This is a genomic window from Streptomyces sp. NRRL F-5727, assembly GCF_000719555.1.
GTDB lineage: Bacteria > Actinomycetota > Actinomycetes > Streptomycetales > Streptomycetaceae > Streptomyces.
Genome location: NZ_JOGX01000062.1, coordinates 25,551 through 35,329 on the forward strand (window position 1 = coordinate 25,551; position 9,779 = coordinate 35,329).

Below are 9,779 nucleotides of genomic sequence, written 5' to 3' on the forward strand. Positions count from 1 at the left end.
TCGCCGGAGCACGGGCTACCGTTGTCCCATGGGCATCCGCTTCCTGTAATTCCCGGGCCGGACGGCGATTCAGCGCCGTCGGCAAGCACCCCCACCGGTCCCCGCCGACCGGTTCCCTCGTGCTACCGAGAATTCAGGAGAATCCCATTACTCTGCGCACCTTCCACCCGTCCACGCACGGGCAGCTCGCCCTGCGCGACATCACCAAGTGCTATGGCGACCACGTCGTCCTCGACGGCGTGTCCTTCACGATCCGCCCCGGCGAGAAGATCGGGGTTGTCGGCGACAACGGGTCGGGAAAGTCCACCCTGCTGCGCCTGATCGCCGGGGTCGAACAGCCCGACAACGGCGAACTGACCGTCATCGCACCCGGCGGTACCGCCTACCTGGCCCAGACCCTGGACCTGGCCGCCGGAGCGACCGTCGGCGACGCCATCGACCACGCGCTGGCCGACCTGCGCGCACTCCAGTCCGAACTGGCCGCGGCGGAGGCCGCTCTGGCCACCGCCACCCCCGCCGAGGTCGCCGCCTACGGCGACCTGCAGGCCGAGTTCGAGGCCCGCGGAGGGTACGAGACCGAGCTGCGCGTCGCCATCGCCCTGGAGGCGCTCGGGCTTCCCCACCTCGACCGCGACCGGCCCGTCGCCGAACTGTCCGGCGGCGAACGAGCCCGACTGGCCCTCGCCGCGACGCTCGCGGCGGCTCCGGAGCTGCTGCTCCTCGACGAGCCGACCAACGACCTGGACGACCGGGCCGTGGCCTGGCTGGAGGAGCGACTGCGACGGCACTGGGGCACCGTCGTGATCGTCACGCACGACCGGCTGTTCCTCCAGAACGTCACCCAGACCGTCCTCGAGGTCGACGACGCCACCCGCACCGTGCACCGCTACGGCAACGGCTACGCCGGATACCTGGCGGCGAAGGCGGCGGCCCGGGCCCGCTGGGAGCAGGAATACGAGACCTGGAAGGCGGAGCTCGGCCGACAGCACCACCTCGCGCACACGGCGGCCGCCCAGCTCGCCACCATCGGCAAGCGGGTCGCGCACAGCAACGGCGGCGCCGGCGCCTCCCGGCCCCGGGCCACGGCCACCGGCACCTCCCACAAGGTCCGCAACGCCAACGAGCGCCTGCGCAGGCTCCACGCGGCCCCCGTGCCCCGCCCACCGGACCCCCTCCACTTCGCCCCGGCCGTACGCACCGGTGCCGCCACGGACGAAGCGGGCCCGCTCCTCGCTCTCCACGACATCCGGCTCGACCACCGCCTGCACCTGGACCGGCTGGAGCTCGCCGCCGGCGAACGCCTGCTGATCACCGGCCCGAACGGCGCGGGCAAGTCGACCCTGCTGAGGATCATGGCCGGAGAACTCCGGCCCGACCACGGGCGTGTCCTGCGCCGCGGGGCCGTGGGCCACCTGCGGCAGGACGAGCCGCCCGCGGCGGCCGGCCAGACCCTCCTGCAGGCCTTCGCGACGGGCCGGCCCGAGCCGGCCGAGGAGTACCGGGAGGAGCTCCTCTCGCTCGGCCTGTTCCGCCCCGAGACGCTCGGCACACCGGTCGGCGCCCTGTCGACGGGCCAGCGCCGGCGACTCCAGCTGGCCCGGCTGGTGGTCCGGCCGACGGATCTGCTGCTCCTGGACGAGCCGACGAACCACCTGTCGCCGCTCCTGGTCGAGGAGATCGAGACCGCCCTCGCCGCCTACCCGGGAACCACCGTCGTCGTCAGCCACGACCGCCGTCTGCGCCGGTCCTTCGACGGCCGGCGGCTCGAACTGCGCGCGGGACGGGTCGCCGCACCGCGGACCGCCTGAACCACGCCGGCATCGCACCGTCCGGTGCGATGCCGGCGCCGGCGACCGTCCCGGCTTCGACCCGAGCTCGAGGCGGGCTCCGGGCCCGGCCCCCAGTCTGAATCCGGCCGAACCGACCGGAACCACGGAGCGGGAGGCATCCCCACGCCACCGGGCACGTGAGAAAGAGGTCCCATGCGCATCGTCCGCTATCACCGCTACGGCCCGCCCGAGGTGCTGCAGGTAGACGAGATGGACAAGCCCCAGCCCGGTCCCGGCATGGTGCGGCTGCGCACCGAGGCGATCGGCATCAACTTCGCCGCCCTGCAGGAGCGGGCGGGCATCTTCTACCACCACACCGCCGAGCCGCCGGCCTCACCGGGAGGGGACGTCGTCGGCTTCGTCGACGCCCTCGGCCCCGGCGTCACCGGCGTGCGGATCGGCGCCCGCGTGGCCAGCATCATCTTCAAGGACTCGATGGCCGACTACGTCATCGCCCGAGCCCGGGACCTGATCCCCGTCCCCGCCGAGATGGACGCCGGACAGGCCACCATGCTCTCCTCACCCGGACAGGTCGGCCTCGAAGTGATCAAGGCCGCCCGCCTCGAGCCCGGCGAGACCGTGCTCGTCCACGCCGCCGCCGGCGCCATCGGTCACCTGGTGGTGCAGATGGCCAAGGAGTTCGGCGCGGGCACCGTCATCGCCGCCGCGGCCTCCGAGGCGAAACTTGCCTTCGCCAGGGACCTGGGCGCGGACCTGGGCGTCGACTACACCAGGCCCGACTGGGCCGACACGGTCCGGGAACTCACCGGCGGCCGCGGCGTCGACGTCGTCCTGGACAGCGTCGGCGCGGACGTCACGGCACAGAGCATCGCCCTGCTCAAGCCGTACGGCCGCCTCGTCTTCTACGGCTCGGCGGCCGGCGGCAAGGAACTGCCGACGATCTCCATGGAGGACATCGCCGGCGTCCGCTACGTCACGCACTTCACCATGGCCGCCATCGACGGCGACGTGGAGGCCATCGAGGAAGGCGCGCGCCTGGTCAGCGAGCTGATCCTCTCCGGCAGGGTCCGGGCCGTCGTGCACACCGAACTGCCGCTGACCGAGGCCGCCAAGGCACACCGGATCATGGAGGAACGCACCCAGATCGGACGCGTCGTCCTCCTGCCCTGAGACGGCGGCGGCCCGCTCCCGCACGCCCCCCGGCGGACAGCGGGCCGCCGCGGCTTCACCCCCTCCCGCCCCGGCCCTCTCCCCAGCGCAAGGAAGCCCGTCCATGACGACCTCCACGAGCCAGACCACCCTCCCGGAGGCGAGCGACCGCATCGATCCGGCCCTGCGCAGACTCGGCATCGTCCTGATCCTCGGCACGATCGTCGCCGTCCTCGACGCCACCATCGTCAGCGTCGCCGTCGACGCCATCCAGCAGGACTTCGGCAGCCCCCTGTCCACCATCCAGTGGATCAGCACCGGCTACCTGCTGGCCTTCGCGCTGGTGGTGCCGCTCAGCGGCTGGGCCACCGAGCGGTTCGGCGCCAAACAGGTGTGGATGGCCTCCGTCGGCTGCTTCGTGCTCAGCTCCGCACTGTGCGGCCTGGCCTGGTCGGTCTGGTCGCTGATCGCCTTCCGCGTGCTGCAGGGACTCGGCGGCGGCCTGATCCAGCCCATCGGACAGTCCCTGATCGCGCAGGCGGCGGGCCCTCAGCGGCTCGGCCGGGTGATGAGCATGCTCGTCATCCCGCTCACCTTCGCCCCCGTCCTCGGCCCCGTCCTCGGCGGCCTCGTCCTCGGCCACCTCAGCTGGCCCTGGATCTTCTACATCAACGTCCCCATCGGCGTGATCACCCTCGTGCTCGCCGCGAAGGTGCTGCCCGCCACCCGCCCGCAGGAAGGCCACAAGCTCGACCTGACCGGCCTCGTGCTGGCCTGCCCGAGCGTCGCGGCCCTGATGTACGGCTTCTCCGAAGCGGCGGGGGACTCCTCGCCCACCTCGGCCCGGGTCGTCCTGCCCGTCGTCCTCGGAGCCGGCCTCCTCGTCGCGTACGTCGTCCACGCCCTGCGCTACACCGGCCAGCCCGTGCTGGACCTGAGACTGTTCAGGAACCGCGGCTTCGCCGTCTCCGTGTCGACCTCGTTCCTGCTCGGCGCGGCGCTGTTCAGCTCCATGTTCATGCTGCCGCTCTACTACCAGCAGGTACGCGAACAGGACGCCCTGCACGCCGGCCTGCTGCTCATCCCGCAGGACCTCGGCGTCGCCCTGTCCATGATGTTCGCCGGCCGGCTCGCCGACCGCATGAACGGCCCGCGCCCCATCGTCCTCGCCGGCATCGTGCTCGCCCTCGTCGGCACCCTGCCCTACACCCAGGTCGGCGACCGGCCCGACGAAGCCCTCCTCGCCCTCGGCCTGTTCGTCCGCGGGGTCGGCATCGGCGCCACCATGACACCCGCCATGGCGGCGATGTTCAAGAGCGTCACACCCCAGGAGATCCCCCGCGCGGCGGGACTGTCCAACGTGCTGCACCGCATCGGCGGTTCGGTGGGCACCGCCGTGCTCGTCGTCGTCCTCCAGCACCAGCTGGCCTCCCAGTCGGCCGCCCCCGCCTTCGGCACGTCCTTCTGGTGGGCGTTCGGCATCAGCGCGGTGACCGTCCTGCCCGCACTGCTGCTGCCGGGCCGGCACCCGCGCCCCTGACCCGCCCCCGTCCCACGACCTCACCCTCAGGCAGGTGCCCCTCGTGCGCGTCCTCTTCGTGGCCCACGGCCCCGCCCACGTCCCCTGGACCGTTCCGCTCGCCTGGGCCGCCCAGCTCGCCGGCCACGACGTACGGGTCGCCGCCCGGCCGCAGTCCGTCGCCCAGGTGCTCGCCGCCGGCCTGATCGCGGTACCGATCGGCACCGCGGCCGCCGGCGACGCCTTCATCAGGCGCGCGACCCCCGACTCGGGCGAACGGCCCGCGCGGATCCCCCCGGACTGGCCCAGCGGACCGCTCGGCTGGAGCGAGGAGCGCCGACTGCGCTGGAGCGACCAGGTGCTCGGCCTGGCCGACTCGCTCGCCGACGACCTGGTGGCGTTCGCCCGGCACTGGCGGCCGGACCTCGTCGTCCACGACGTCGGAGCGGTCGTCGGGCTGATCGCCGCGGCCGCCGTGGGCGTACCCGCCGCGGCACACAACTGGTGCCAGCCGATCGGCCTGTACTTCCTGCACGAGGACGAGGTGCCCCCCGCCTACGTACGGCTCTTCGAACGGTTCGGCGCCCAGCCCAGGATCGGCACCGACATCTGGATCGACTGCACACCCCCCGCCCTGCGCACCGAGCACCCGGTACCGCGTATCCCCATGCGCTACGTCCCCTACAACGGCCCCGGCGAACTGCCGGACTGGCTGCGCAGGGAACCGGCACGGCGCCGGATCTGCGTCACCGGCGGGATCACGACCTCCACCATCGACGACCTCGGCCGCCGGCTCCTCGAAGAGGCCGAGCAGACCGACGCGGAGTTCGTCCTCGCCGTGAACCGGCCCGAGGCGTTCGACGGGGCGAAGCTGCCCGGCAACGTCACCCTCACCGGCCGGGTCCCCCTCACCGCCCTGCTCGCCACCTGCCACGCCCTCGTCCAGCACGGCGGCGCCGGCTCCACCATGACCGCACTCGCCCACGGCGTCCCCCAGATCGTCGTCCCCGACGGCACCGACACCCCTTCGAGCCTCTACGGAGTCCAGATCGAGCAGGCCGGCGCCGGCATCCACCTGCGCCCCGAAGACCGCCACCCCGGCGCGCTGACCACCGCCCTCGCCCGGCTGCTCGACCACGACACGTACGCCCGGCGGGCCAGGGCCGTCCGCGACGAGATCGCCGCCATGCCGAGCCCGGCGGAGGTCATGGCACAGCTCGAAGCCCACGCCCGCAACCCGCGCCCCACCGCCCCCGCCCACCCCTGAGAGGCAGCCACACCATGAGTGACACCCCCAGCAACGTCGACATGCCGGAAGTCAGCTGGACCGCCCTGGGCGCCGCCTGGACGCGGGCCCGCGAAGGCGACCGGCCCGACGCCCTGTTCACCGACCCGCTCGCCGCCCACTTCATCACCGCCGTGGGCGGCGAAGCCCCCTACATCAAGGCCGGCGAGCAGGCCCGCGCCGACGCCGACGCCGACCCGCTCGCCAACCCGTTCACCGCCATGGGCGACTACGTCGCCCTCCGCACCCGCTGGCTCGACGACCTCCTGCGCGACGCGGCCGCCGACGGCATCCGGCAGGTCGTCCTGCTCGCCGCCGGCCTGGACACCCGCGCCTACCGGCTCGACTGGCCCGCCGGCCTGCGCCTGTTCGAACTGGACCTGCCCGAACTCGTCTCCTTCAAGGAGAACGTGCTGCGCGCCCACGACGCCCGGCCCGCCTGCGACCGGATCGCCGTCTCCTTCGACCTGCGCGACGGCTGGTCCACCGCCCTGCGCACGGCCGGCTTCGACCCCACCCGGCCCACCGTCTGGCTCGCCGAGGGACTGCTGCACTACCTCACGCCCGAGGACAACCAGGCCATGCTGGACGACATCACCGCCCTGTCCGCCCCCGGCAGCCAGCTCGCCACCGACCACATCGAGGCCGACATGATGGGCGGCTCCCACGCCCCCACCGCCGACTCCACCGGCCTCAAGTACGACCGGCTCGTCAAGGGCGGCCCCGGCACGACCCCGGCCACCTGGCTCGAACGCTCCGGCTGGCAGGCCGAGGAACACGCGGTCGCCGACTGCGCCGTACGCCACGGCCGGCCCATCCCGCCGCTCCTCGACCCGGACGTCCCCGGAAGCGTCAAGGACGGCGCCGTCTTCCTCAGCGCCCGCTGGAACGGCCCCAGGACCACAGCAGCCTGACACCCCCCCACACACACCCACGCAGGGCGGTCCCGGAAAGCCGGGGCCGCCCTGCGCGCGTACCCCCGCCCTGACCGGCACCGATTCGGGGCCCTCTCCAGGAGGGCTCGAGCCGGCTCACGGAGGCTCGACACAACCGCACGGGCCGCGACACACGCCCCCGCACACCACACCCAGCAGGAGAACACCCCATGACCATTCGGACAGTGAGCGGTGAGGACCGATGAGCCGTCGTGTCGTCATCACCGGCATCGGGGTCGTGGCCCCCGGCGCGGTGGGCACCAAGGCATTCTGGGAGCAGCTCACCGCGGGCCGCACCGCCACCCGGGCCATCAGCCTCTTCGACGCCTCACCGTTCCGCTCCCGCATCGCCGCCGAAGCCGACTTCGACCCCGCCGAGCACGGCTTCAGCCCCGCCGACGCCGAACGGCTCGACCGCGCCGCCCAGTTCGCCATCGTCAGCGCCCGCGAGGCCGTCGAGGACAGCGGACTCACCGGCACCCTCGACCCGCTCCGCACCGGCGTCGCCCTGGGCAGCGCCGTCGGCTGCACCACCGGGCTCGACACCCACTACAACATCGTCAGCCGGGGCGGCTCCGACTGGCACGTCGACCACACCCTCGCCGTGAACCACCTCTTCGACTACTTCGTGCCCAGCTCCATGGCCGCCGAAGTCGCCTGGAGCACCGGCGCCCAGGGCCCCGTGTCCGTCATCTCCACCGGCTGCACCTCCGGCCTCGACTCCATCGGCCACGCCGCCGAACTCATCCGCGAGGGCAGCGCCGACGTGATGATCACCGGCGCCACCGAGGCCCCCATCTCGCCGATCACGGTCGCCTGCTTCGACGCCATCAAGGCCACCTCCCCGCGCAACGACGACCCGGCCACCGCCTCCCGCCCCTTCGACAGCAGCCGCAACGGCTTCGTCCTCGGCGAAGGCAGCGCCGTCCTCGTCCTGGAATCCCTGGAACACGCCCGCCGGCGCGGCGCCCACGTGTACGCCGAGATCTCCGGCTTCGCCAGCCGCTGCAACGCCTACCACATGACAGGACTGCGCGCCGACGGCCGCGAGATGGCCGAGGCCATCCGCACGGCACTCGACGAGGCGCGCCTCGACGCCACCGCCGTCGACTACATCAACGCCCACGGGTCGGGCACCAAGCAGAACGACCGCCACGAGACCGCCGCGTTCAAGCGAAGCCTGGGCGAGCACGCCTACCGGGTCCCCGTCAGCTCCATCAAATCGATGATCGGCCACTCCCTGGGCGCCATCGGCTCCCTGGAGGTGGCCGCCAGCGCCCTGGCCATCGAGTACGACACCGTCCCGCCGACGGCCAACCTCCACGACCCCGACCCCCAGTGCGACCTCGACTACACCCCGATCACCGCACGGGAACAGCGCACCGACACCGTCCTGAGCGTCGGCAGCGGCTTCGGCGGATTCCAGAGCGCCATGATCCTCACCGCCCCCCGCCTCAAGGAGGCAGCGTGAGCACCGCCACCACGGACCGCGCCCTCACCCCCACCCCGGCCGCCACCGGCGAGGCCGTCTTCACCGGAATCGGCGTCGCCGCACCCAACGGCCTGTCCACCCCCGCCTGGTGGAAAGCCGTCCTGCGCGGCGAGAGCGGCATCCGCCCCCTCAGCCGCTTCGACGCAGGCCGCTACCCCGCCCCCCTCGCCGGAGAGGTCCCCGGCTTCGTCGACGCCGACCACATCCCCGGCCGCCTCCTGCCCCAGACCGACCGCATGACCCGCCTCTCCCTCGCCGCCGCCCACGAAGCCCTCGAGGACTCCGGCGCCGACCTGGAACAGATGGACGAGTACACGGCGGGCGTCATCACCGCCAGCTCCGCCGGCGGCTTCGAGTTCGGCCAGCGCGAACTCGAAGCCCTGTGGAGCAAGGGCGGACAGTATGTCAGCGCCTACCAGTCCTTCGCCTGGTTCTACGCCGTCAACACCGGCCAGATCTCGATCCGCCACCAACTGCGCGGACCCAGCGGCGTCCTCGTCACCGAACAGGCCGGCGGCCTCGACGCCCTCGCCCAGGCCCGCCGCCAACTGCGCCGCGGCGGCCACCTGATGGTCACCGGAGCCGTCGACTCCGCCCTCTGCCCCTGGGGCTGGGCCGCCCACCTCGCCGGCGGCCGCCTCTCCACCCGGGACGACCCCCACCGCGCCTACCTGCCGTTCTCACCCGACGCAGACGGCGAGGTCGTCGGCGAAGGCGGCGCCCTGCTCGTCCTCGAGGACGCGGCCTCCGCCCACGCCCGCGGCGCCCGCACCTACGGATCCCTCGCCGGCTACGCCGCCACCTTCGACCCCGCACCCGGCAGCGGCGCCGGAACACGCCTCGGCGCCGCCGCCGAACTGGCCCTGGCCGACGCCGGGGTGGACCCCGACGAGATCGACGTCGTCTTCGCCGACGGCGCCGGCCGACGCGACGCGGACCGCGCCGAGGCCCAGGCCATCGCCACCCTGTTCGGCTCCCACGGCGTCCCCGTCACCGTGCCCAAGACGATGACCGGGCGACTCTCCGCCGGCGGAGCCTCCCTCGACGTGGCCGCCGCCCTGCTGTCCCTGCGCGACCAGGTCGTCCCCCCGACCGTCAACGTCACCACCCCCGCCGACGACTGCCCCATCGACCTGGTCGTCGGCCGCCCCCGCCCCCGCGCACTGCGGACCGCCCTGGTCCTGGCCCGTGGCCGCGGCGGCTTCAACGCCGCCGCCGTCCTGCGCGCCGCCCCCTGACCCCCGAGCCGACTCCGGCGACAACCCCTTCACAGGAAAGCGAGACACCCATGTCCCTCCAGCTCACCCTCGACGACCTCACCGCCCTGCTGCGCGCCTGCGCGGGCGAGGACGAGACCGTCGACCTCGGCGCCGACGTCCTCGACACCCCCTTCGTCGAACTCGGCTACGACTCCCTCGCCATCCTCCAGACCACCGGACAGATCGAACGCGACCACTCCCTGAGCCTCGACGAGGACGCCGTCGCCGAAGCGGAGCCCCCCCGCCAGTACCTCGCCCTCGTCAACACCGCCCTCGCCACCCGCTCCCAGCGGGCCGCCTGAGCCCACACACCGTCCCCGGGGGCGGACCACCCCACCGCCCCCGGGGGC

8 protein-coding genes are annotated in these 9,779 nt (G+C 73.2%); all 8 read left to right on the forward strand.

The window, feature by feature from the left end; genetic code table 11:
- Nucleotides 1–152 precede the first annotated feature (152 nt).
- The gene (gene abc-f / locus IF73_RS0130545; RefSeq protein WP_031013735.1) at nt 153–1,808 is read left to right on the forward strand and encodes a ribosomal protection-like ABC-F family protein; all 1,656 of its coding nucleotides are present in this window, start codon (nt 153–155) and stop codon (nt 1,806–1,808) included.
- Nucleotides 1,809–1,982: 174 nt separating this feature from the next.
- Entirely contained in the window at nt 1,983–2,960 is a 978-nt protein-coding gene (locus IF73_RS0130550) for a quinone oxidoreductase family protein (RefSeq protein ID WP_031013736.1), read from the forward strand.
- Nucleotides 2,961–3,063: 103 nt separating this feature from the next.
- Entirely contained in the window at nt 3,064–4,479 is a 1,416-nt protein-coding gene (locus IF73_RS0130555; protein WP_234338392.1) for a DHA2 family efflux MFS transporter permease subunit, read from the forward strand.
- Nucleotides 4,480–4,513: 34 nt separating this feature from the next.
- Complete coding sequence (locus tag IF73_RS0130560) at nt 4,514–5,725, forward strand: nucleotide disphospho-sugar-binding domain-containing protein (protein WP_078868345.1); 1,212 nt, start codon at nt 4,514–4,516, stop codon at nt 5,723–5,725.
- Nucleotides 5,726–5,739: 14 nt separating this feature from the next.
- Nucleotides 5,740–6,657: an SAM-dependent methyltransferase gene (locus IF73_RS0130565; RefSeq protein ID WP_031013740.1), complete on the forward strand. Its 918-nt coding sequence runs from the start codon at nt 5,740–5,742 to the stop codon at nt 6,655–6,657.
- Nucleotides 6,658–6,880: 223 nt separating this feature from the next.
- Nucleotides 6,881–8,149, forward strand: a complete 1,269-nt coding sequence (locus IF73_RS0130570) for a beta-ketoacyl-[acyl-carrier-protein] synthase family protein (RefSeq protein ID WP_031013741.1) — start codon at nt 6,881–6,883, stop codon at nt 8,147–8,149.
- Nucleotides 8,146–9,408: a ketosynthase chain-length factor gene (locus tag IF73_RS0130575; protein ID WP_037881000.1), complete on the forward strand. Its 1,263-nt coding sequence runs from the start codon at nt 8,146–8,148 to the stop codon at nt 9,406–9,408. Before IF73_RS0130570 ends, IF73_RS0130575 begins: the two co-directional genes overlap by 4 nt.
- 50 nt (nt 9,409–9,458) lie before the next feature.
- Nucleotides 9,459–9,731 carry an acyl carrier protein gene (locus IF73_RS0130580; RefSeq protein WP_031013743.1) on the forward strand — a complete coding sequence of 91 codons (273 nt, stop codon included), beginning with the start codon at nt 9,459–9,461 and terminating at the stop codon, nt 9,729–9,731.
- Nucleotides 9,732–9,779: the final 48 nt, after the last annotated feature.

What these genes read in the sequence shown, in the direction of transcription:
- IF73_RS0130550 (WP_031013736.1), top strand. Translation starts at nt 1,983, where the DNA reads ATGCGCATCGTCCGCTATCACCGCTACGGCCCGCCCGAGGTGCTGCAG.
- IF73_RS0130555 (WP_234338392.1), top strand. Translation starts at nt 3,064, where the DNA reads ATGACGACCTCCACGAGCCAGACCACCCTCCCGGAGGCGAGCGACCGC.
- IF73_RS0130565 (WP_031013740.1), top strand. Translation starts at nt 5,740, where the DNA reads ATGAGTGACACCCCCAGCAACGTCGACATGCCGGAAGTCAGCTGGACC.
- IF73_RS0130570 (WP_031013741.1), top strand. Translation starts at nt 6,881, where the DNA reads ATGAGCCGTCGTGTCGTCATCACCGGCATCGGGGTCGTGGCCCCCGGC.
- IF73_RS0130580 (WP_031013743.1), top strand. Translation starts at nt 9,459, where the DNA reads ATGTCCCTCCAGCTCACCCTCGACGACCTCACCGCCCTGCTGCGCGCC.